Source organism: Methylobacterium sp. 13MFTsu3.1M2 (assembly GCF_900112625.1).
Lineage (GTDB): Bacteria > Pseudomonadota > Alphaproteobacteria > Rhizobiales > Beijerinckiaceae > Methylobacterium.
This window is the reverse complement of the sequence record NZ_FOMM01000005.1, coordinates 174,751-197,261: the sequence shown is the minus strand read 5'-3', so window position 1 is coordinate 197,261 and position 22,511 is coordinate 174,751. Positions and strand designations below refer to the sequence as shown.

General features: G+C 73.1%; 17 protein-coding genes and 1 tRNA gene. 9 read left to right on the top strand and 9 right to left on the bottom strand.

Annotated elements, in window-relative coordinates:
- Positions 1-6: 6 nt before the first annotated feature.
- Positions 7-1,314, bottom strand: a complete 1,308-nt coding sequence (locus tag BM314_RS05560) for an MFS transporter (protein WP_091977314.1) — start codon at positions 1,312-1,314, stop codon at positions 7-9.
- Positions 1,315-1,395: 81 nt separating this feature from the next.
- On the bottom strand, positions 1,396-2,115 hold the full coding sequence (locus BM314_RS05555; RefSeq protein ID WP_012319094.1) for a ribonuclease activity regulator RraA: 720 nt from the start codon (positions 2,113-2,115) through the stop codon (positions 1,396-1,398).
- A 192-nt stretch (positions 2,116-2,307) separates the two neighbouring features.
- Between BM314_RS05555 and BM314_RS05550 the strand changes: the two genes are divergently transcribed.
- The 6 genes from BM314_RS05550 (at position 2,308) to BM314_RS31245 (ending at position 7,727) form a co-directional block, all read left to right on the top strand.
- The gene (locus tag BM314_RS05550; protein ID WP_244539850.1) at positions 2,308-3,006 is read left to right on the top strand and encodes a GntR family transcriptional regulator; all 699 of its coding nucleotides are present in this window, start codon (positions 2,308-2,310) and stop codon (positions 3,004-3,006) included.
- A gap of 129 nt (positions 3,007-3,135) precedes the next feature.
- Complete coding sequence (locus BM314_RS05545; RefSeq protein WP_091977310.1) at positions 3,136-4,806, top strand: thiamine pyrophosphate-binding protein; 1,671 nt, start codon at positions 3,136-3,138, stop codon at positions 4,804-4,806.
- A gap of 59 nt (positions 4,807-4,865) precedes the next feature.
- Positions 4,866-6,443, top strand: coding sequence for an aldehyde dehydrogenase (NADP(+)) (locus tag BM314_RS05540; protein WP_091977308.1), 1,578 nt, complete (start codon positions 4,866-4,868; stop codon positions 6,441-6,443).
- Between the two features lie 82 nt (positions 6,444-6,525).
- Positions 6,526-6,600, top strand: a tRNA-Gln gene (locus BM314_RS05535).
- 319 nt (positions 6,601-6,919) lie between these two features.
- A complete protein-coding gene (locus tag BM314_RS05530) occupies positions 6,920-7,120 on the top strand; it encodes a hypothetical protein (RefSeq protein ID WP_091977306.1) in 201 nt (66 codons plus the stop codon).
- Positions 7,121-7,178: 58 nt separating this feature from the next.
- Positions 7,179-7,727: an HD domain-containing protein gene (locus BM314_RS31245; RefSeq protein ID WP_020095358.1), complete on the top strand. Its 549-nt coding sequence runs from the start codon at positions 7,179-7,181 to the stop codon at positions 7,725-7,727.
- A 53-nt stretch (positions 7,728-7,780) separates the two neighbouring features.
- On the opposite strand, the gene BM314_RS05520 is transcribed toward BM314_RS31245, so the two are convergent.
- Positions 7,781-8,020, bottom strand: coding sequence for a hypothetical protein (locus BM314_RS05520; RefSeq protein ID WP_128083280.1), 240 nt, complete (start codon positions 8,018-8,020; stop codon positions 7,781-7,783).
- An 878-nt stretch (positions 8,021-8,898) separates the two neighbouring features.
- Here BM314_RS05520 and ybaL point away from each other — a divergent pair.
- Positions 8,899-10,773 (top strand): cation:proton antiporter domain-containing protein, encoded by a 1,875-nt coding sequence (gene ybaL / locus BM314_RS05515; RefSeq protein WP_056532444.1) that lies wholly within the window; start codon positions 8,899-8,901, stop codon positions 10,771-10,773.
- 79 nt (positions 10,774-10,852) lie between these two features.
- On the opposite strand, the gene BM314_RS05510 is transcribed toward ybaL, so the two are convergent.
- Both BM314_RS05510 and BM314_RS05500 read right to left on the bottom strand, forming a co-directional pair.
- Positions 10,853-12,031 carry an acetyltransferase domain-containing protein gene (locus BM314_RS05510; protein ID WP_091977304.1) on the bottom strand — a complete coding sequence of 393 codons (1,179 nt, stop codon included), beginning with the start codon at positions 12,029-12,031 and terminating at the stop codon, positions 10,853-10,855.
- A gap of 376 nt (positions 12,032-12,407) precedes the next feature.
- Positions 12,408-13,313 carry an AraC family transcriptional regulator gene (locus tag BM314_RS05500; RefSeq protein WP_091977300.1) on the bottom strand — a complete coding sequence of 302 codons (906 nt, stop codon included), beginning with the start codon at positions 13,311-13,313 and terminating at the stop codon, positions 12,408-12,410.
- Positions 13,314-13,409: 96 nt separating this feature from the next.
- Between BM314_RS05500 and BM314_RS05495 the strand changes: the two genes are divergently transcribed.
- A complete protein-coding gene (locus tag BM314_RS05495; protein WP_091977299.1) occupies positions 13,410-14,156 on the top strand; it encodes an SDR family oxidoreductase in 747 nt (248 codons plus the stop codon).
- A gap of 97 nt (positions 14,157-14,253) precedes the next feature.
- Here the strand turns inward: BM314_RS05495 and BM314_RS05490 are convergent, their stop codons facing one another.
- From BM314_RS05490 to BM314_RS05475, 4 genes are all read right to left on the bottom strand, one after another.
- On the bottom strand, positions 14,254-17,295 hold the full coding sequence (locus BM314_RS05490; RefSeq protein ID WP_091977297.1) for a PAS domain-containing protein: 3,042 nt from the start codon (positions 17,293-17,295) through the stop codon (positions 14,254-14,256).
- A gap of 208 nt (positions 17,296-17,503) precedes the next feature.
- Positions 17,504-19,966, bottom strand: coding sequence for a two-component system VirA-like sensor kinase (locus BM314_RS05485; RefSeq protein ID WP_091977295.1), 2,463 nt, complete (start codon positions 19,964-19,966; stop codon positions 17,504-17,506).
- A complete protein-coding gene (locus tag BM314_RS05480; protein WP_244539849.1) occupies positions 19,963-20,823 on the bottom strand; it encodes a cytochrome-c peroxidase in 861 nt (286 codons plus the stop codon). The genes BM314_RS05485 and BM314_RS05480 overlap by 4 nt, the downstream gene beginning before the upstream one ends.
- Positions 20,824-20,994: 171 nt before the next feature.
- Positions 20,995-21,756: a response regulator gene (locus BM314_RS05475; RefSeq protein WP_091977293.1), complete on the bottom strand. Its 762-nt coding sequence runs from the start codon at positions 21,754-21,756 to the stop codon at positions 20,995-20,997.
- Between the two features lie 374 nt (positions 21,757-22,130).
- Between BM314_RS05475 and BM314_RS30085 the strand changes: the two genes are divergently transcribed.
- Positions 22,131-22,433 carry a hypothetical protein gene (locus BM314_RS30085; protein ID WP_139237802.1) on the top strand — a complete coding sequence of 101 codons (303 nt, stop codon included), beginning with the start codon at positions 22,131-22,133 and terminating at the stop codon, positions 22,431-22,433.
- The last annotated feature ends 78 nt before the right edge of the window (positions 22,434-22,511 follow it).

Sequence of the window (22,511 nt, the reverse complement as noted above, 5' to 3'; positions counted from 1 at the left end):
CCGGTCTCACGCGTTCGACCCGGCCGGGCGGCCCGCGACGAGCGTGATCGCCGCGGCGGCGAGCGCGCAAGCCGCCAGGAAATAGAGGCCGGCCTCGTAGGTCCCGGTGTAATCCTTCAGCCAGCCCAGGACGTAGGGGCCGACGAAGCCGCCGAGATTGCCGATCGCGTTGATCAGCGCGATCCCCCCGGCGGCCGCGGGCCCGGCCAGGAACTCCCCCGGCATCGCCCAGAAGGCGGGCTTGCTCCCGTAGAGCCCGATCGTGGCCACCGACATCGCCGCGAGCGCCCAGAGGCTGCCGAGCATGGGGCCGGAGACGACGAGGCCGAGGGCGGCGACCAGCGCGGCGATCGCGAAGTGCCAGCGGCGCTCGTCGCGCCGGTCCGACGACCAGCTCCAGGCGATCATGCCCAGGGTCCCGACGCCGTAGGGCACCGCCGTCGCGACCCCCGTCTCCCAGTCGGTGAGGTGCAGGCTCTTCAGGATCGGCGGCAGGAAGAAGGTGATGCCGTAGGTGGCGGTACCGATGCTGAAGTACATCGCGCCCAGCGCGAGCACGCGCCGGTCGGTCAGGACCTGCCCCAGAGTGAAGGGCCCGTGGGCCCGGACCGTGCCGTCCCGCTCCGCCGCGATCGCGGTCCCGAGCCACAACCGCTCCTCGGACGTGAGCCACGCGGCCTGTTCGGGCCGGTCGGTCATCAGCGCCAGGACCGCGAAGGCCAGCAGGATCGAGGGCGCCGCCTCGAGGAGGAACAGCCACTGCCAGCCGTGCAGGCCGAGCGCCCCGTCGAGCTGGAGCAGCGCCCCAGAGATCACCGCCGTGAGGGCGTTCGAGCCCGGGACCGCGAGGAACAGCGCGGCGACCACGCGCGCCCGGTACCGCTTCGGGAACCAGTAGGTGAAGTAGAGGATCACGCCGGGGAAGAAGCCGGCCTCGGCCACGCCCAGCAGGAAGCGCAGGGCGAGGAAGCTCGCCGGGCCGGTGATGAGCGCCATGCTGCCCGCCACCAGCCCCCAGGTGACCATGATCCGGGCGATCCAGAGCCGCGCCCCGGCGCGCTCCAGGAGGACGTTGCTCGGCACTTCGAAGATGACGTAGCCGAGGAAGAAGATGCCGGCCGCCCAGCCGTAGACCGTGGCGGAGAACCCGAACTCCCGGCTCAGCCCGAACGCCGCGAAGCCGACGTTGGTCCGGTCCATGTAGGCGACGAAGTAGATGAGGACGATCAGCGGCAGCAGACGCCGCGACACCTTGGCGACCGTCCGCCGCTCGATCTCCGGCGCCGCATCGCCCCCGCGCAACCCCGTCGCCATGGCGTCCCCCCGAGCCGAATCCGACGCGTCCCGGCCCTTTGCCGATCGCGGGCCGGGCCGGAGCGGGCCGGTGCGGCACGCTCAGCGGCCGGTCCGCGTCCGCCAGGCGGCGAAATCGGCGAGGCTCTGCTCGTCGGTGGCAGGGTAGAGGCCGAGGATTGTGCGGCCCTTGCGTACCTCCTCGGTGACGAAATCCTCGTAGGCGGTCATCTCCACGGCCTCGTCGGCGACCGCGTCAGCGAGGTGGGCCGGGATCACCGCGACGCCGTCGCCGTCGCCGACGATCACGTCCCCGGGAAAGACGGGCGCGTCTCCGCAGCCGATCGGCACGTTGATGTCGATCGCCTGGTGGACCGTGAGGTTCGTCGGTGCCGACGGGCGCGCGTGGTAGCTCGGCATCTCGAGCCGGGCGATCTCGTCGGCATCGCGGAAGCCCCCGTCGGTGACGAGCCCGGCGCAGCCGCGCACCATCAGCCGCGTGGCCAGGATCGAGCCGGCGGACGCCGCGCGCGCGTCCTTGCGGCTGTCGATCACCATCACGGCGCCGGGCGGGCACTCCTCCACGGCCTTGCGCTGCGGGTGCGCGCGGTCGCGGAACACCGTGATCGGGTTCAGGTCCTCCCGGGCCGGGATGTAGCGCAGGGTGTAGGCCTCGCCGACCATCGTCGGGCCGCCGGCCTTCAGGGGCAGAACGCCCTGGATCATCTGGTTGCGGAAGCCGCGCTTGTAGAGGGCGGTCATCAGCGTGGCCGTGCTGACGGTCTTCAGCTTGGCGCGCGTCTCAGGGGACAACCCGGACATCCGCTTCTCCTCCCCGGGCCTCGGTCTCGGCACCCGCGGACGGTGACAATCACGCGTCGCTTGCGCCGGCCTTGGCTCCCGCCCGCGCTGGGCGCGGACTGATATCCCAGCTCTTGAGTAACACGGGGCGCCGCGCCATTGTCAACCGGCGCGGGTCGCGACCGACCCGAGCGGAGATCGACGGGGAAGCCCTTGGCCGAATTGGACTTTGCGGGCGGCAGCGCCTCGACGGCGGAGGCGCGCAGGCCGCGCTCGCTGGCCGAGACTGCCTACGACGCCATCGAGCAGATGATCATCAGCCGCCGCCTCGCGCCAGGCGCGATGGTCTCCGAGGGCGAACTCGGCGCGGAGCTGGGCCTCGGCCGGACTCCGGTCCGCGAGGCCCTGGCACGGCTGAAGACGATCGGGTTCGTGGAGGTCCACCCGCGCCGCGGCGTCCTCGTCACCCAGGTCGACATCATCAGGCACCTCGAGCTGCTGGAGGTGCGGCGGCCCCTCGACGAGACCGTGGCCCGCTGCGCCATCGCGCGGGGCACCGAGGACGACATGGCGCGGCTGCTGGACCGCGTCGGCGGGCTGCGCCGCACCGCGGAGGCCCGCGACCGGGAAGCGTATTTCCGGCACAAGCGCGCCCTGCACGAGGGGCTGGTCGGCGCCGCCTACAACCCGACGCTCGCCGGCACCATGGCGGCGCTGCACGCGCAGTCGCGACGGTTCTGGTACACCTACGAGCCGACCGCGAGCTTCCCGGACTGCGCGGCGATCCACGCGGCGATCGTGTCGGGCATCGCGGCGCGCGACGCGGGGGCGGCCCTTGCCGGGATCGGGACGCTGTTCGACTTTCTCGACCGGATGACACGCCGGGCCCTCGACCGGCGCCCCCTGGTCTGACAGGTTGACCGCCCCGAACCCGCCCCTATCCTGAGACTGGGATATCAGACGCATCTCAGCGGCGGGCGGATTTACGGCCGATCCCGGCGCCACGCCCCGGACGCGGCCCGAGCGCCAGGGAGGAACGGCTTGAGCGGATTGCCCCCACGCACCGGCGCGCAGGTGCTCGTCGACCAGCTCCGCGCGCAGGGCGTCGAGCGCGTGACCTGCGTCCCCGGCGAGAGCTATCTCGCGGTGCTCGACGCCCTGCGCGACAGCGGCATCGACGTGCTGGTCTGCCGGCAGGAGGGCGGCGCGGCGATCATGGCCGAGGCCGCCGGTAAGCTCACGGGCCGCCCTGGCATCTGCTTCGTGACCCGGGGTCCCGGCGCCACCAACGCCTCCGCCGGCGTGCACATCGCCCGCCAGGATTCGACGCCGATGATCCTGTTCGTCGGCCAGATCGCCCGGCGGATGCGGGACCGCGAGGCCTTCCAGGAGGTCGACTACCGCCAGATGTTCGGCGGCGTCGCCAAGTGGGCGGTGGAGATCGACGACGCGGCGCGGATCCCGGAGATCCTCGCCCGGGCTTTCCGGGTCGCGATGCAGGGCCGCCCGGGTCCCGTCGTTGTCGCCCTGCCGGAGGACATGCTCGACGACGTCGCGGCCGTGCCGGACGCGCCGCGCGTCGTCCCGGCCGCGCCGGCCCCGTCGGGGGACGACGTCGCGCGCCTGCGGGCCATGCTGGCGGAGGCGCGGCGGCCGGTGGTGCTGCTCGGCGGCTCCCGCTGGACGGAAGGCGCCGTCGCCGTTCTGGCCGCCTGGGCCGAGCGCCACGACCTGCCGGTGGCGGTCTCGTTCCGGCGGGCCCAGCTCTTCCCCGCCGACCACCCGAACTTCGCGGGCGAGCTCGGGATCGGGCCCAACCCGGCGCTGCTCGCCCGGATCCGGGAGGCGGACCTGCTGCTGATGGTGGGCGGGCGCCTCTCCGAGATGCCGGCGCAGTCCTACGGCCTGCTCGGCATCCCCGATCCCGGCCTGCCGCTGGTCCACGTCCACGCCGACGCGGGGGAGCTCGGCCGGGTCTACCAGCCGGCACTGGCGATCGAGGCGGCGCCCGAGACCTTCTGCGCGGTCCTGCCGGAGTTCGAGGCCACCGGCACCGGCCGCGCCGCCGAGGCCCATGCCGCCTACTGCGCGTGGTCCGAGACGCCGGAGCTGAAGCCCGGCGCGTTCCAGTACGGCGCGGCGATCGCGTGGCTGCGCCAGCGGCTGCCGCCGGACGCGGTGATCTGCAACGGCGCCGGCAACTTCGCCACCTGGGTCCACCGCTATTACCGGTTCCGCGCCTTCGGCACGCAGCTCGCACCGACCTCCGGCTCGATGGGCTACGGCCTGCCCGCCGCCGTGATGGCGAAGCGCAGCCGCCCGGAGCGGATCGTCGTGGCGCTGGCCGGCGACGGCGACGTGATGATGACCGTGCAGGAATTCGCGACCGCGGTTCAGTACGGGATCGCCGTCGTGGTGGTGGTGCTCGACAACGGCATGTACGGCACGATCCGGATGCACCAGGAGCGCGAGTATCCCGGCCGCGTCTCGGCGACCGAGCTGCGCAACCCCGACTTCGCGGCGCTGGCCCGCGCCTTCGGCGGCCACGGCGAACGGGTGGAGCGCACCGAGGAGTTCGCCCCCGCCTTCGAGCGCGGCCTCGCCTCCGGGCTGCCGGCCATGATCCACTGCCTCGTCGATCCCGAGGCGCTCACCCCGACCATGACCCTCGCGGCCATCCGCGAGAAGGCCCTGGCGGCGCAGCGGGGCTGACCGCCCGCGCGCGCCGTCCCGGTGCGGCCCGCCCGCACCCCCACCGAGAGGAGCAGCTCATGACCCTGCGCGGCGAGAACCTGATCGGCGCCGAGGCGCGGCGCGGCACCGAGGCGGCCTTCCGGGCCGTCGAGGCGGCCACCGGACAGGCCCTGGAGCCGGATTTCCCGGGCGCGAGCCGGGGCGACCTCGACCGGGCCTGCGCGCTCGCCGAGGCCGCCTTCGACACCTTCCGCGAGACCGACCCGGAGGCGCGGGCCGGCTTCCTGGAAGCGATCGCCGCGAACATCCTGGAGATCGGGGACGACCTCGTCACTCGCTGCATGGCCGAGACGGGGCTGCCCCGGCCGCGGATCGAGGGCGAGCGCGCCCGGACGGTCGGCCAGCTGCGCCTGTTCGCCGGCGTCGTCCGCGAGGGCAGCTACGTCGAGGCGCGGATCGACCCGGCCCTTCCGGACCGCAAGCCGCTTCCCCGTCCGGACCTGCGCCTGCGCCGGATCGCCGTCGGCCCGGTGGCGGTGTTCGGCGCCTCGAACTTCCCGCTGGCCTTCTCGGTGGCGGGGGGCGACACCGCCTCGGCCCTGGCGGCGGGCTGCCCGGTGGTGGTCAAGGCCCATCCCGCCCATCCCGGCACCTCGGAACTGGTCGGCCGCGCCGTCCAGAAGGCGGTTGCGTCCTGCGGCCTGCCGGAGGGGACCTTCTCGCTGCTGTTCGATGCCGGCCAGTCGATCGGGCAGGGGCTGGTGGCCGATCCCCGGATCGCGGCCATCGGCTTCACGGGCTCGCGCCGGGGCGGCACCGCCCTGATGGCGATCGCGGCCGGGCGCCCGTCGCCGATCCCGGTCTACGCCGAGATGAGCAGCATCAACCCGGTGCTGCTGTTCCCCGGCGCGCTCGCCGCGCGGGGCGCCGCGATCGGCAAGGCCTTCGCGGCCTCGCTGACGCTCGGCGCCGGGCAGTTCTGCACCAATCCCGGCCTGATCCTGGCGCTGCCGGGTCCGGGTCTCGACGCCTTCCTCGAGGCGGCCGGCGCGGCCCTGCGCGAGAGCCCGGCCGCGACCATGCTGACACCCGGCATCCAGCGCGCGTACCGCGAGGCCGTGGCGCGGGTGGCCGGCCACGCCGCCGTCACCCGCATCGCCGAGGGCGCGGAGGGCGGGGCGACCCAGGGCCGGGCGACCCTGTTCGCCGCGGACTCGGACGTGTTCCTGGCGGATCCCGAGCTGCAGGAGGAGATGTTCGGCGCCTCGGGGCTCGTGGTGCGCTGCGCGGACTTCGCCGCGATGCGGGCGGTCCTGGAGCGTCTGGAGGGTCAGCTCACGGCCTCGCTGCACCTCGCGCCGGAGGATCACGCGGCCGCCCGGGACCTGCTGCCGCTTCTGGAGCGCCGCGTCGGCCGGATCCTGGTGGACGGGTTCGGGACCGGCGTCGAGGTGGCGCACGCCATGGTGCATGGTGGGCCTTACCCGGCGACCTCTGACGGGCGCACGACCTCGGTGGGCAGCCTCGCGATCGACCGGTTCCTGCGGCCGGTGAGCTACCAGGACGTCCCCGACGCCCTGCTGCCGGCGGCGCTCCAGGCCGCCAACCCGCAGGGCCTGCCCCGCCGGATCGACGGCACGCCCGAGCGCCGCTGAGCGGCGGCTTGCGGGGGCCGGGAGGCCGCGATCCGCCGCTTGCCAGGGGCGGGCGCGGCGTCTAGACAGCCTCCGCTCACCTTGGGGCGTCGCCAAGTGGTAAGGCAGCGGTTTTTGGTACCGCCATTCCCAGGTTCGAATCCTGGCGCCCCAGCCAAATTTCCCAAGGAAAACATCACCTTCGGGGCCGGGACTGAGCGGGTCCGCCGGAACGCGCGGTGTCGCCCCGCGGCACGAAAATCCGCACGGTCCCGAACGGCCCGCGGGCCGTCCGGCGCCGGTGCTCCGCACCGTGAGGCCGAGACGACCGCTGTGGAGAGCGAGACCGCGACGGCTGAGCCCTTCACGATCCCGACAGGCCACCACGTCGACGTGGCCCAGGCTATCGAAATGCGCTCTCAGGCGACGAGCCTCCGCGCCGGCGCTGCGCTGCACGTGGCCGAGAGCGCGATCAACATGAGTTTCCCGAGGACGACATGAGCGACGTGCCCGATCCGAAGCGGAAGGCGATCGCCGACAGCGTGCTGGTTCGTCTCAGCACGTTCGCGTTGGGCATCGGCCTGTACGACGGCATCGCCCGGAGCATCGTCGAGAAGGCGGTCGCCGACATGCCGGAGGCCACCGTCGAGCAGATCGCGGCGGCGGCGCGGATGATGATGCTGTTCGTGTCGGGCTGAGAGCGGTACATGGCCGGGACAGCGACCCTGCTGGCGTATCCGGTGAAGGGATGACCGCGTGATCCTGCCTCCCCTCCGCCGGACCGCGGCCGACGCGCGGACGGTGGCCACCGTCGCCCACGACGGCCAAGTCGACAAGGCCGGCAGGCCGTATATCGAGCATCTTGCGCGCGTGGCTGCCGGCGTGCTCGGGCTGTCGGAAGGGTGCCCGTTCTGGTCCGACCTGGAGCGGGACGAGGCGCTGCAGGCCGCGTGGCTGCACGATGTGGTCGAGGACACCCGCTACGGGTTCGGGGACTTGGCCAAGGAGGGCTTCAGCGACAACGTGCTGACCTCGGTCGCCATGCTCACGAAGCCCGGAGGTCGCGTCACCTACGCGGCCTGGATCAACAACATCGCGAAAGTGGGCACCCTCCGGGCGACCCTCGTCAAGCTCGCCGACCTCGAGGACAATTCGGATCCCGGGCGTCTGGCGCTCCTGCCCGCGGAGACCCGCGAGCGGCTTCATCTCAAGTACGAGCCTGCCAAGGCAATCCTGCGCGCGGCGGCGGCGGCGAAGGGCTGGCTCGGTTCACCGACGACGGTCGAAGGCAGCGGGCCGCGTTAGCCCAGCGCCTTGCCCATGCGGCGAAGCTTCGCGCGACCGGCGCCGTCCCGCTGTCACGGCCGCGGCATGCGCGGCGACCCGCGCCGCGACACCCCTGATAGCTCGGCGCCGAACCGCCCGCGCGCGTGCACCGCGACAGCGAAGCCGCCGTCGACGGTCAGATGGAGAAGCCGCTCGTCCATCTCGGTCAGCATGGGGTCGGGCTTCACGCGATCGACCAGCCCGTCATCGATCGAGGTCGGCCAGACGACGTGCACCTCCCGGAATGTCACAGCGAACAGGATCGTCAGCATGAACGGCACCCGGTGGCCGAAGCTGTCCCCGAAGAGCAGCGGCCGCCCGCGACCAAGGCCCGGACAATCGAGGGAAGGTCAAATCATCCTCTTCCTAGATCTTGGACGTGCGCCAGCGCACGCGATTTACAATGCTCGCGGTTCGCGCGCGGATGAAGAGCCGATCATGTGAACGTTAATACAAGGGGCCTCGATCTCTGGGGGCATCGCGTGAGCCGTACGTATCCGAACACTCGCAGAGGGCGAGCTTTGCTGTTCAGCCGTCAAGCTGAGCCGACCATTCGGACGTCGGATCTGGTGGGAGCCACGGCCGGGGTCGCACTCTTGGGCGGCCTGTGCTTGCTGCTCGTGGCCCTGCTCACGAGCGAGGCCCAGGGGTTCACGGATCTCACGTCGATCCTCACGGACAGCTAGAGTAATACCCGACCCTGTTGCGGCCGGACGCGCGCCCGCTTCCGGGCCGCGTGACGGTGTCGCGCATCCCGGTCAGGCTGCCGCACGTCGCGCGGGCGGCACCGCTCCCGCGGCGCGGGTCCCAACGAGGCGCCCGGTTCCGGCAGCGGCGAGGCCGCGGGTTCCAGGTCCCGGCCGTTCGTCCCGCCCCGACCCGCCTCGGCCCTCGACCGCGTGCCGGATTCCTGCACGATGGGCGATCGGGACGCGAGGACGCGGGCGGCGCCCGCCGCCCTGGCGCGGGACAGCACTCCGGAAGACCATCGCGGCTCGGCGGGAGGCGGTTTCGCGGCGCCCGAGGGGCACGCGGCGATCGCCGACGGCGGTTCGCACAGGCGTTCGGTCGGAAGAGCGTTGAAACGCGGCCGCCATTCGGAAAGGCTCGCTCCGCCCTATCCGCATCGCCCCCCGGAGGTGAAGACCCTGTGCCGCACGCGACCGAACTGATCGCCATCATCGCCCTCGGGCTGACCCTCGCCTTCATCTGCGGGATGGTCGCGCAGCGCCTCAGGCTGCCGCCGCTGGTCGGATACCTGGTCGCGGGCGTCCTCGTCGGCCCCTACACGCCGGGCTTCGTGGGCGACAGCAACCTCACGGGCCAGCTCGCCGAGATCGGCGTCATCCTGCTGATGTTCGGGGTCGGGCTGCACTTCTCGTTCAAGGACCTGATGGCCGTGCGCGCCATCGCCCTGCCCGGAGCGGTGGTGCAGATCGCGGCGGCGACCGCCATGGGGATCGGCCTCGCCTTCGCCTGGGGCTGGACCCTCGGGCAGGGCCTGGTCTTCGGCCTCGCCCTCTCCGTCGCGAGCACGGTGGTCCTGCTCCGCGCGCTGGAGGAGCGCGGCCTCCTCGACACGGACAACGGCCGCATCGCGGTGGGCTGGCTCATCGTCGAGGATCTGGCGATGGTGCTGACCCTCGTGGTCCTGCCCGCCCTCGCGCCCTCGCTCGGGGGCGAGGCCCGGGGCCTCGGGCACGGCACGGCCCACGCCCTCACGGACCTCGTCGCCCAGCTCGTCGGACCGGAGTACGCGCAGAGCCTCGCGCTCACCGTCGTTCTGACGCTCGCCAAGGTCGCGGTCTTCGCGGGGCTGATGCTGGTGGGCGGACGCCGCTTCGTGCCCTGGCTGCTCGACCAGGCGGCGCGCACCGGCTCGCGGGAGCTGTTCACCCTAGCGGTCCTGGCCCTGGCCCTGGGCATAGCCTTCGGCTCGGCGGAGCTGTTCGGGGTCTCCTTCGCCCTCGGGGCCTTCTTCGCCGGGATGGTGCTCGCCGAGTCCGATCTCAGCCATCAGGCGGCCGCCGATTCGCTGCCGCTGCAGGACGCCTTCGCGGTCCTGTTCTTCGTGTCGGTCGGGATGCTGTTCGATCCGGGGATCCTCCTGCGCGCGCCGCTCTCGGTCCTGGCGGTGCTCGGCGTCATCATGGTCGGCAAGTCCCTCGCGGCCGTCGCCATCGTGCTGGCCTTCCGGCACCCGCTCGGCACGGCCCTGACGATCGCCGCGAGCCTCGCCCAGATCGGCGAGTTCTCCTTCATCCTGGTATCGCTCGGCCTGTCGCTGAAGCTGCTGCCCGAGGAAGGCCGCAACCTGATCCTGGGCGGAGCCCTGCTGTCGATCACGCTGAACCCGCTCTTCTTCGCCCTGGCAGCGCGGATCGAGCAGGTCTTCGCTGACCGGCCGGACCTTGCCGCCCGCTTCGCGCGCAAAGGCGCGGCCGACGTCGCCATCTCGGGCGGGGAGCCGCCGCGACGGGACCACGTCGTGATCATCGGCTTCGGGCGCGTCGGCAGCAGCATCGGCGCGACGCTGGAGACCTGGGACCTGCCCTACGTGGTGGTGGAGCGCGACCGGCGCCGCGTGCTGGCCCTGCGCGCGGCCGGCACGCAGGCCGTGTTCGGCGACGCGACCGCGCCCGGCATCCTCGAGGCGGCCGGTATCGGCACCGCGCGCCTGCTCGTCGTCGCCACGCCCGACGCGCATCAGGCCCGTCGCCTCGTTGAGGCCGCGCGCGCCGCCAACCCGGGGATCGACACCGTGGTCCGCACGCACAGCGAGGCGGAACGTCGGCATCTCGAGGAGGACGGCGTCGGCCTCGTGCTGATGGGCGAGCGGGAGCTGGCCCTCGGCATGTCCTTCTACGCGCTGCGCAGTCTCGGCGTGCGCGAAGGCGAGGCGCGCGTCTTCATCGACACGGCGCGCGCGGAGAGCCGGAGCGACGCGGAGGTCACCGTCGGGCCGGTGAAGGGGACCCCCGAGCTGCGCCATCAGCACGACCGCGACGGGGCGGACCTGTCGTGACGCGGGACCGCGGGGGCGGCCCGGTCGTGGCCGCTCCCACACGGGGCAGCGGCGGATGTCGGCGGCCGGGGGGCCGCCGTCAGAGGTAGCTCAGGACCGGCGATGTCGAGGCCCGCTTCAGGCGCACCATGGCGCGGCACGCCAGCCAGAGGGGAACGCTCACGGCGGCCGCGACGAGCCAGAGCGCGAGGGGCGAGCCGGCCTCCACCCGTCCCGACGCCCCGGCGAGGCCCAGCGCCACCGCGCCGTCGTAGAGGACGCGCAGCAGCGCGAGATGGAGCAGGTAGAAGAACAGCGGCGCGCCGCCGAAGACGCGCAGGCCGCCGAGGAGCCGCTGCGGCATCACCTCGAACAGCGCCAGCAGGCCGAGACCGAGGCCGAGGGTCAGCAGCAGGAAGTCGGCCGAGGGCGGGTACTTGGTCAGGTTGACGAAGGACAGCACCGTGGCGAGCGGCGTGGCCCCCGCCTGCCACGGCACCGGCTCGCCGTAGCCGTTGAGCCCGCGCAGGACGAGGAAGCCGACCAGGGCGGCCGCCCCCAGCCCGAGGAGCCCCGCGCGTCGGCGCGCGGCGTCGACACCGCCGGCGAAGAGCGGCCCCAGGGCGTAGCCGGCCGCGATCACGCCGATCCAGGGCAGGAGCGGGTACGAGGTCCGCGCCAGCCCGCCCCAGGGCAGCGCGATCATCCCGCGCTGGTGCAGGATCGACCAGAGCACGTAGCCGGGCTCGTCCGCCCGGATCGCGACCCCGTCCAGCAGGTTGTGGCCGAGCATGAGCGCCAGGGCCCCGGCCACGAGGGCGGCCCGCGGCAGCCAGAGCAGGCCGGCCAGCGCCACCATGCAGAGACCGATCACCCAGATCACCTGCAGGTACAGGATCGGCGGCCGGACGCTGCCGGCCCAGGCGACGTTGACGAGCGTCACTTCCAGCAGGATCAGGAGCAGACCGCGCTTGAGCAGGAAGGCGGCGGTCGCCCGCGCGCCGTGCCTCTGCCCGTAGAGGCACGCCGAGAGGCCGGTGAGCAGGACGAAGACCGGCGCGCAGAGGTGCGAGGCAGCCCGTGTCAGGACCAGGTCGGGCGGCGTCGCGGCGAGGTCCATCGGGTCGCGGACCTGCGCGTGCAGGTAGAAGAACTCCCGCACGTGGTCGACGAGCATCAGCAGCATCACCAGCCCGCGCAGGGCGTCGATGGAGCCGACGCGCCGCGATGCCGCCGGACCGCCGGGTGCGGCGGCGGGCACCCAGGACGATGCGACCATCAGGAGCGCGCCGCCGTGCCGAGGGTGCCCCGCGGGGGAGCGCCGATGTCGGCTCGGACGCCGCCGGCGATCGCGCGGAATGCCGGCGTCCATCGAGCGGCGCGGTCCTGGCGGCGGCTCGCACGGGCACCGGCCTGCGCGCGGAGGGCCTGCGGATCGGTGATCAGGACGTTCTCCTGCGCGAGGGGCCGTGGCGCGTCGGTCGCGCCGCGGCGGGTGACGGGGTCGAGCGCGATTCCGGTCTCGTACCCGAACCCGGCCTCGGGGCGAAGGGCCGGCTGGCCCCGTCGATGCCGGTGCCGGACCGGAAGGAAGCCGCCTCTCCGTGTCGGGGGCACGGCCTGGGCTCGTCCGGGGCACGGCCAGCCGGCCCGGATCACGGCACCGGCCGCTCGCGGGCGTACCGGACCGGCGGCCGGCCGACGTGCCGGGCGAAGGCGACGCTGAACGTGCTCGCCGAGCTGTAGCCCACCCGCGCGGCTACCTCGGCCATCCCGACCGCCTCGCGGCGCAGCAGATCCTTCGCCAGCGCCATCCGCCACGCCAGCAGGTACTCCATCGGGGCGACCCCGACCGCGCGGCGGAACCGCTCGAAGAACGTGGACCGGGAAAGGCCCGCCTCGCGCGCGAGCGCGGCCACCGTCCAGCTCGCCGTCGGCCGGTCGTGCATCCGCCGCAGGGCGGCGGCGAGCCGGTCGTCGGCGAGCCCGCGCAGCAATCCCGAGGGCGCCGCCGGCCCGGCGGTGGCGCGCAGCGCCTCGATCAGCACGACCTCCAGCAGGCGCGCCAGGACCACGTCGCGGCCCGGCCGGTCGGCGCGGGTCTCCTCGTTCACGAGGCCGAGCAGAGTGGTCAGCCGGGCGGCGCCGCGCACATGGACATACCGGGGCAGCAGCGAGACGAGCAGATCCGCGTCGCTCGACGCGAAGACGCAGTGGCCCACGAGCATCCGGACATTCGGCGGCCCCTCGGCGTCGCCGAGCCGGAACACGCCGGGGCTCAAAGCGACGGGACGCTGCGCTGCGCGCCGCGGGGGCGGCGGCTCGAGGCTGGTGGTGGTGAACGCGTGGGCCGCGGGGATGAGGACGAAGTCGCCCTCTCCGAGCACGATCCCGGCCTCGCCGTCGATCGCGAGGCGGCACCCGCCCTCGAGCACGGCGGCGTAGAACGGAAGCCCGGAATCCGTGCGCCGCACCGCCCAGTGACCGGAGCCGGTGACGAGCTTGGACAGCGGGGCGCTCGGCCGGAGGAGGCCGACCACCTGGGTGAGCGGATCGGGCATTCTCGGACGCTCGCCAATGCGAAACGGACTTGCGCACGTATCAGGTCCGGCCCGCGCTCCCTATCACCCCGTTGCCGCTTCTGCACGGGAGTTCCCATGAACACGATCCTGATCACCGGCTGCTCGTCCGGCTTCGGCCTGGAGACGGCCCGGACCTTCCTCGAACGGGGCTGGCGCGTGGTCGCCACGATGCGCCGGCCGCGGAGCGACCTGCTGCCGCCCTCCGATCGTCTGAGCATCCTGCCGCTCGACGTGACCGACCACGACAGCATCGACCGCGCGGTCACGGCGGCCGGACCGGTCGACGCGCTGGTCAACAACGCCGGCGTCGGGCTCCTGAACGCGCTGGAGGGCGTCTCGATGGACGCCGCGCGGGAGGTGTTCGAGACCAACACCCTCGGCACCATCGCGATGACCCGAGCGGTGCTGCCGCAGTTCCGGGCGCGCCGCGCGGGCGTCGTCGTCAACGTGACGTCGAGCGTGACGCAGCGCCCGCTGCACCTGCTGTCCGTCTACACGGCGAGCAAGGCGGCGGTGAACGCCTTCACCGAGTCCCTGGCGCTGGAACTCGAACCGTTCGGCATCCGCGCCCGGCTGGTCATTCCCGGACGGGCCCCGGAGACCGCGTTCGGCGCCAACGCGCGCGCCCGCATGGGCATGGACATCCCCGAAGCCTACGCGGCGGTGGCCGCGAAGGTCTTCGCCGGCATCCAGCAGGCGGACGGGGACCTGACCCGGTCCTCGGACGTGGCGGAGGCGGTGTGGCGCGCGGTGACGGACCCGTCGTGCCCCATGCGTCTGCCGGCCGGCGCCGACGCGGTGGCGTGGGCCAAGGCGAGCTGAGGGCGGGCTGAGGGCGAGCTGAGAGCTGGCTGAGGGCGGCGGCGAACCGCGCAGGCCCCGGCCCGGAGGTCCGGGATCCCGACGCGGGAGCCCGGGCTCAGGACGGATCCGCGAGCGCGCCGGCCTTCCGGCGCGGATCCAGGGCGCGATGCAGCATGCGGCCGAGCTGCTCGGCCGAGTACGGCTTGTGCAGCAGCGTGAAGTCGTGGGCGTCCGACTGCGCGAGCACGTGGCTGTAGCCCGAAGTCAGCACCACGGGCACCTGCGGCGCGCGCCTCCGGAGCTCCTGCGCGAGCGCGACGCCGCCCATGCCGGGCATCACCACGTCCGAGAAGACCAGGTCGTATCTGTGCGCCGCCCGCCCGAGCTCCTCCAGCGCCTCCTCGGCGTTGGCCGCCCAGGTCGGCCGGTAGCCCAGATCCTCCAGGATCTGCGTCGCGAACTGCCCGACGCCGACATTGTCCTCCACGACCAGGACGCGCTGCCCGCTCCCGAGCGGCGCGAGGTCGGAATCCTGCAGGCGGTCACCCGCCGGCCGCTCCTCGGACGCCACCTCCGGCAGGTAGAGGGTGAACGCGGTGCCCGCAGCGAGGGTGCTGCGCACGTCGACGTCGCCGCCCGACTGCTTGGCGAAGCCGAAGACCTGGGACAGGCCGAGGCCGGTCCCCTTGCCCACCTCCTTGGTGGTGAAGAACGGCTCGAAGATCCGCCCGATCCGCTCGGGCGGGATGCCCGTGCCGGTGTCGATCAGCGACACGGCCGCGAAGGGCTTCCGGGACCCGGCATGGCCGCGGATGGCCGGCAGGGCCGCGCCGCAGGTCACGCGCAGGGTCAGCGTGCCTTCCCCGTCCATGGCGTCGCGGGCGTTGACCGCCATGTTGACGAGCGCGGTCTCGAACTGGCTCACATCCGCCCGGATCAGGCAGGTCGCCTCCGGCACCTCGGTCACGACCTGCACCCGCGCGCCGGTCAGCGTGTCGAGCATGTCGGCGATCGCCCGCACCCTCTGGCCGACCTCGAACACCTCGGGCTTGAGGGCCTGCCGGCGGGCGAAGGCCAGCAGCTGGCCGGTGAGCTTCGCGGCCCGCTCCACGGTCTCGGAGACCGCGTCGAGGTAGCGGCGCTTGCGGACCTCCGGCAAATCGGGCCGGCGCAGGAAGTCGACGGACGAGCGGATGATGGTCAGCAGGTTGTTGAAGTCGTGGGCGACGCCGCCGGTGAGCTGGCCCACCGCCTCCAGCTTCTGCGACTGGCGCAGCGCCTCCTGCGCCTGGGCCAGCTCGGCCTGACCGCGCAGCCGCTCGGTGACGTCCATGACGAACTGGTAGCAGCCCGTGCGCTCGCCCCGCGCGTCGCGCAGGGTGCGGAAGCTGATCTCGTAGTAGGGGCGCGCCCGCTCCGCGTCGCCGAACTCCTCGACCAGGGTGATCTCCTCGCCGGCGAGCCCGCGCCCCCACCCCGCCCGCACCTGCGCCTGATGCTCGGGCTGGTCGGCCAGCAGGTCGAGCATGTTGTCGCCCACCTTCGGCCTCACGCCGTAGATGCGCGCGAACTCGTCCGCATTCGCCTTGTTGATCGCCAGGATGTTGTAGTCGAGATCGGCCGCCATCACCATGATGTCGGTTCTCTCGACGATCGTGGCGAAGAGATTGCGCTCCGCGGTGCGCTCGGAGACCTGCAGCTCCAGGGTCTCGTTCAGGTCCTGGAGGCGGCGCTCGCTCTCGGCGAGCCGCGTCTCGGCCTCCTTGCGCCGGCTGAGATCGGCCGTGACGATCAGCAGGCTCTTGAGCCTGCCGTCCGCGTCGTCGAGGCGCCGGATGCTGCTGCTGGCCCAGATCGCGCTGCCGTCCGGGCGGAGATAGCGCTTGTCGAGGGTGACATCGCGGTCCGTCTCGAGGGCCCGCGCCAGCGCGGCCGCGCTCGGCGCCCGGTCCGCGGGATCGGTCACGTCGGCGACGCCGAGCCGCAGCAGCGCCTCGGCCGGGCGCCCGAGGATCCGGCACAGCTCGGTGTTGACCCGCAGGAAGCGCCCCGCGGCATCCACCTCGGACAGGCCGACCGAGGCGCCGGCGAAGATCGCCGCCAGGTGCTCCTCGCTCTTGCGCAGGGCCGCCTCCGCGCGGGCGCGCTCGATCGCCGCCTTCACGCGCTCGCCGACGTCGCGGATCAGGTTCCCCTCGGCGGTGGTCCAGGCGCGCGGCACCGCGCTCTGCACCGCGAGCAGGCTCACCCACTCCGCGCCGCGGAACAGCACGACGTCGACGAAGGCCGCGACCTCGCGGGATCCGAGGCCGGCGCGCGCCGCCTCGCTGAAGCGGGGATCGGCGGCCACGTCCTCGACCGCGACCACGGTCCCGTCGCGGTAGGCGGCCAGCAGGTCGGGGCCGAACGCCGCCAGGGAATGCTCCCCGACGATCGAGCCGACGCCCCGGACGTATTCCCGCTCGACCTTCATCAGGCTGCCGGCGATCTCGGCGTAGAAGACGCGGCTCGCGCCGACGCGCTCGCCGAGGCGCCGCGAGGCCACCGCGACGATCTCCGCCGACGCGGTCAGCGGACGGAGCGTGTCGCTGAGATCGAGCAGGAAGGATTGCCGCTCCTCGTTGTCCCGGCGCGACGCCTCCGTCTCGCGCGGACGGCTGGCGGCGGCCGCCTGACCGGCGATCGCCGTGCAGGTCCCGACGAGGCCGGTGACGCGCCCCGCCGTGTCCCGGACCGGCACCAGGGAGAGCGCGAAGCGCGCCGCGTCGGCACCCCCGTCGCCGTGGAGGAGGGGCTCACCCTCCGCCGTGTGGACCGGCCGGCCGGCATAGGCCCTGTCCACGAGGGGCGCGAGACCGGCCCCGACCCCGCCCCAGACCGCGAGACAGTCCCGGCCGAGGGCCGCGGGATGCCGGTCGCCGAGGATCTCCGCGTAGAGATCGTTGTACAGGAGCCGCCGCTCGGGGCCCCAGAGGATGAACGTCGGCCGGTTCGCGCCGAACATGACTCCGACGAGGGTCGTCAGCGATTCGGGCCAGGCGAACAGCGCGCCGAGGGGCGTGCTGTCCCAGTCGTGCGCGCGCAGGAGCACAGCCATCGCGCCGCCGTCGGCGAGGAAGGCCGGGTCGCAGATCGGGGCGTCAGATCTCCCGTGCATGGCGTCCTGACGCGGCTTCGACGGGCATCGGGGGTCCCTCGCGCGATGGGGTCTCGGCGAGACTCGACCCGGCCCGTTCGATCGTCGGGGCGGCATCGCGCATCTGGCCGCCCGGCATGCCAGACCGGTCCCACGTGACGCCGAGCTTGTCAAAGCCGGGATAGCGCCCGCGTGGCCGGATCGCAGGATCCTGATGCCGCCGGTGCCCTCAGGAGACGGCGGCCGGGCGACGCGCCGGGTCGGCGGAGGCGAGATGGCGCCGCAGCGTCAGCGCCAGGGCGTTCGAGCGCCACGGCCGCCGGACGATGTCGGCGACGGGAACCGCCGCGAGGAGTTCCGGCTGCACCGCGTCGGTCGACGACAGCGAGAGCACGATCGGCCGCCCGGAGATCCGCGCGGCGCGGTGCGCGAAGGCGAGGCCCGAGAGATCGGCGAGACGGTTTTCGACGATCAGCAGATCGAACCGCCCCGGCTCCCGCCGCAGGACGGCCAGGGCCGCCTCGGGGTCCGCGTAGCCGACCGGCTCGTAGCCGAGCGCCGCCAGCGTCTCCTCGTCGTCTTGGACCGACCGGCGCGTGCGCCCGACCAGCATCACGGTCCCGCCGGCCGCCGCGCCGGCCGCGGCCTGCGGGATCACGGGCAGCCACACCGCGAAGGTGCTGCCGCTGCCCGGCGCGCTGCGCACGTCGAAGGCGCCGTCGTGCTCCTGAACGAACTCGAAGGCGGTGGCGAGCCCGAGGCCGGTGCCGGCCGGGCGGGTGGTGAAGAACGGCTCGAAGATCCGCGCGAGCGTGGCCTCGTCCATGCCGCGGCCGGTGTCGGACACGCGGATCCGGACGTAGGCGCCGGGCCGCAGGGTGCCGTGGGTCAGGGCGCTCGACCGCGGCAGGGCGACGTGGTCAAGCCGCACGTCGACGGCCGCGCCCGGCGCGGAGGCCTGGACGGCGTTGCGGATCAGGTTGTGGACGACCTGCTGCAGCTGTGCCGGCTCGCCGCCGACGCGGGCGCCCGCCGCGGTGCCCGAGAGCGCGATCGTGGCCGGTCCGGCCGTGGAGGCCCGGATCTGCGCCACGGTCTCGTGGACCACCGCGTCCGCCGCGCTGGTGCACTGCGCGGAGCGCGCGGGGCGGCCGAAATCGAGGATCTGGCCGGCGATCTCGCGCGCGCGGCCGCCGGCCTGGACCAGCAGCCCGATATGCTCGGCCGCCCGCCCCGGATGGGCTGGCAGGGCGTCCCCGGCGATCTCGGCGTGGCCCAGCATGACGTTGAGGACGTTGTTGATGTTGTGGGCGACCCCGCTGGCGAAGGTCCCGATGGCCTCGAGCCGCTGGGCGCGGCGCAGCGCCGCCTCGATCTCCCGGCGCTCGGCCCAGACGTGCTGTCGCTCCAGGGCGGCCGCGAAGCTGTCGGCGACGACCTGCAGCAGGCCGCGCGAGTGCCGCAGCCAGGGCGGCAGGCCGGAGGTGGTGCGCTCGAAGCAGAGCAGGCCGACGATCCGATCGCCCCGGCGCAGCCGCGCGCAGGCCCACGAGACGACGCCGCGCTCGGCCAGGGAGCGGCGCAGGGCCGGCGGCCCGGTCTCGTCCGCCACCTCGACGAAGATGAGGTCGCTGGCGGCGGCCGCGACGTCGTGAACGAGGGCCTGCTGCGCCGCCGGCCAGCCGCTCGGCGGCGCGAGGCCGGGCCGGTTCCAGAGATGCACCGCGCCGGTGCCGTCGAGCATGAGAACGTAGCCGTGATCCGTGTCGAGCCCTTCGCCCACCATGGCGAGGACGTCCACGATGCGCGTGTCGGTCTCGTCGGGCTGGATCGCCAGGAAGCGGTTGGCCGCCTGCGCCACGACGGTCTGGAAATCCACGGTCCGGCGCAGGATCCGGGTCCCGGCACGCATCAGCACCCCCACGCGGACCACGAGGGCGAGCAGCGCGAGGGCGACGGCGTAGAGCGCGAGACGGAATCCGTCCGCCCGGGCCTGGCGCCGGTCGCGGAGGCTTCGCCGGGATTCCAGGAGCGCCTCGCGGGCCGCCTCGCTCGACGAGGCCGGCAGCGAGCGCGTGACCGCGTCGACGTGCGGCAGCAGTTCCAAGAGCTGGCGCCCGTGCAGGACGATGGCGTCGACGTCGCCGGCCCGGGCGGCCGCCCCGTCGGCTTCGTGCAACGTCTCGAGACGGGTGCGGATGTCGGCGAGGCGCGCGGGCGTCGAGTCGCGCACGAGTTCCGAGATGCGGATCTGGAGCGCGGCCACCGCGCGCGCGAGGCCGGGGGCGATGTCCGACTCGGACAGCCGGTCGCTGAGCGAGTCGAAATAGGCGATCGAGTTCTGCACCAGGGCGTTGCCGGTCTTGAACCGTTCGACCATCGCGGCCTCCCGATCCACCGCTTCGGCCAGCGCCTGGACGTCGGGATCCCCGGCATTGCTCGCCTGCAGGTCGGCCCCGGCCTTCTGCATCTCGCGCTGGTGCGCGACGATCGGGTCGTAGTTGCGCAGCAGCCCGGTCCGGGCCCGCAGCACGTCGTGCTGCATGCGCGACTCGGCCAGAGCCAGGGCATCGACCGTCCGCTGGGTCGCCAGGTAGGCGGCCTCCATCCCGCCGTTGCCGTTGATCAGCAGCCACGTGAGCAGCGCCGCGAGCAGCGCGCCGAGCGTGACGGCCTGCAGGGTCAGTCTCATAGCTGCGGCTTGCCGTCCTGAGAGGCTGCGCCGGGCGCTGGCGGCGCGGTCAGGGGCCGGCCCTCGTAGGTGCCGGTCAGGGTCCCGAGGAAGGCGACGATCCCGTCGACCTGCGCGGGGGTAAGTTCGCGGCCGAGCTGCGCCCGCGCCATGAGCCGCACCGCCTCGGGGAGCGTGGCGATCCCGCCGTCGTCGAAGTAGGGCGCCGTGACCGCGACGTTGCGCAGGCTGGGCACCCGCAGCACCTCGGCCACCTTGTTGGGGATCGTGACGAAGATCCCGACCTTCTCGAACAGGTTGCCGCCGACATTGACGCCCTGGTGGCAGGACGCGCAGCCGATCCGGCGGAACAGGTCGTAGCCCGCCTGCTCCGCGCCGGTGATGGCGTGGGCGTCGCCGCGCAGCCAGCGGTCGAAGCGGCTGTCGGGTGTGAGGAGCGTGCGCTCGAAGCTGTTGATCGCGTCGATTACCGTCTCCCGGTCGGCCGCGCGCCCGTAGGCGGCCTGGAACATCGGGGCGAGCACCGGGTCGCCGCGCACCGTGTCGAGGATCCGGGGCCAGGAACCGCCCAGGAACTCGGGCCGCGTCAGGGCGAGCTCGGCCTGCTCGCGCAGGCTCGGGATGTTGCCGGCCCAGCCCAGCCGGAAGCTGAGCGCCGCGTTGAAGGCCGTCGGCGTGTTGCGCGGAACCGGCGTGCCGTCGGCGGTCAGGTTCCGGGGCACCGCGCTCGCGCCGCTGGTGCGGATGTCGTGGCAGGTGATGCAGGCCCGGTCGCCCCCGCGCGACAGCCGCGTATCGGTGAAGAGCAGGCGGCCGATCGCGGCCCGGGCCGGGTCCGCCTCCAGGGTGTCCGGCACCGGGGTGATCAACCCCCAGCGCGTCCGCCGCCTCGGCGGAGAGCGCGGTGTCGGCCGGCCTGTCGTGGCCGGCTGGCCTCTCGTGGGCGGCCGCGGCGAGGAGCGCCGCGGCGCTGCCGAGGAGCGCCGCGACCGCGACGCGCCATCGGCCGGCCCGGAACCGGGTCACGGCTAAAGCTTCTCGACGGTCGCGGCGAGGACGTAGCCGACGCCGCGCTCGGTGACGATCAGGCGCGGCGCGCTCGGATCCACCTCCAGCTTGCGGCGCAGCCGCAGGATCTGGACGTCGATGCTGCGATCGAACACGTCCTCGTGGACGCGCGTGGCCTGCAGGAGCTGCTCGCGGCTGAGCGGCCGTTGGGGCGCGTCGAGGAAGGCCACCAGCAGGGCGTACTCGCCCTTGCTGAGCGCGACATCCGCGCCGTCGGGATTGGTGAGGCGCCGGCGACGCCGGTCGAGCACCCAGCCTTCGAAGCGGCTGCGGTGGGATTCCTGGACCCGCGCCGGGGCGGGCGCCACCTCGGCCCGGCGCAGGATGACCCTGACCCGCGCGAGCAGCTCACGCAGCCCGTATGGCTTCACGAGGTAATCGTCGGCGCCGAGCTCGAGGCCGATCACCCGGTCGATCTCGTCCCGGCGATGGCCGGTGGTGATGATCACCGGCAGGTCGCTCCGGGCCCGCAGGTCGCGCAGCAGGTCGAGCCCGTTCTCCGAGCCCAGCCGCAGGTCCAGCACGACGAGGTCGAATTCGGACTCCGCGAGCCGCTTCTCCGCCTCCGCCCGGTCGGTCGCCGCCGTCACGGCGACGTCGTGGTCGGCGAAGTGGTCCGAGACGATGCGCTGCATGCCCGCGTCATCCTCGACGAGGAGGATGCGGGTCGTGCCGGCGCGCGCGCTCCGACCCTGACCCCGGTCCAGACTGGATTCGATCATGGCCACCTCCGGTTCGCGGCGGCCCGCCGCGACGGCACGATCTCGACGCGCCGGTTCGGGGAGCGGGAGGAGCGTCCGGTCGGGCTGATAGCGCCACGCGGATGTCCTTCGCGTCCGTCGCCGGCCCGCCCCGGCGGCCAATCTGGGCGCGTCCGGTCATCGGGCCTTACACGGCTGAGTTGATACCACGCCCCCTAAAAGATTGCGCGCTTCATATTGTGCGTGACAGCACAGCGCGAGCATTCGTCCCGGCACGTACCGTATCGAACAAACGAGAACGCCACCGTTACGGCTGTAACCGAGATCATCTTGTTGAGACACCGGGATGTAACCCGCAGAAACCAGGATCGTGCCCTCACAATAGAGAGGTGATCATGACTGACGCCGCGATCCCGGAGATCGGTCCGCACCTTCACCGAAATCTCTGCAAGTCCGAGCCCGACTGTCGGAAGCCCGCTGCTGGTCTTCCCGGGCCGTCGGGACGCCCGGCGCGGGAGCGCGGCGGCCCGGCTTCGTCCCCGATCGCCGCGCCGCGACCGGCGCTCGCCCACCACGGACGATGGCTGCTCGACGCGCTGGTGGTCAGCTTCGCATTCGGCGGGTGCATTCACAGTATCCATCCGGACTACGTCGATTTTCTGCGCGATATCAGCAGTAGAACTTGGCACCGAAGCTGACGCTCCTTCCGTCGATATCTCTACGTCGTCTTTCAGCCCGCTCCAGGAAGTTCAGCCGAGTCGCGGCCTCCGCGCGCC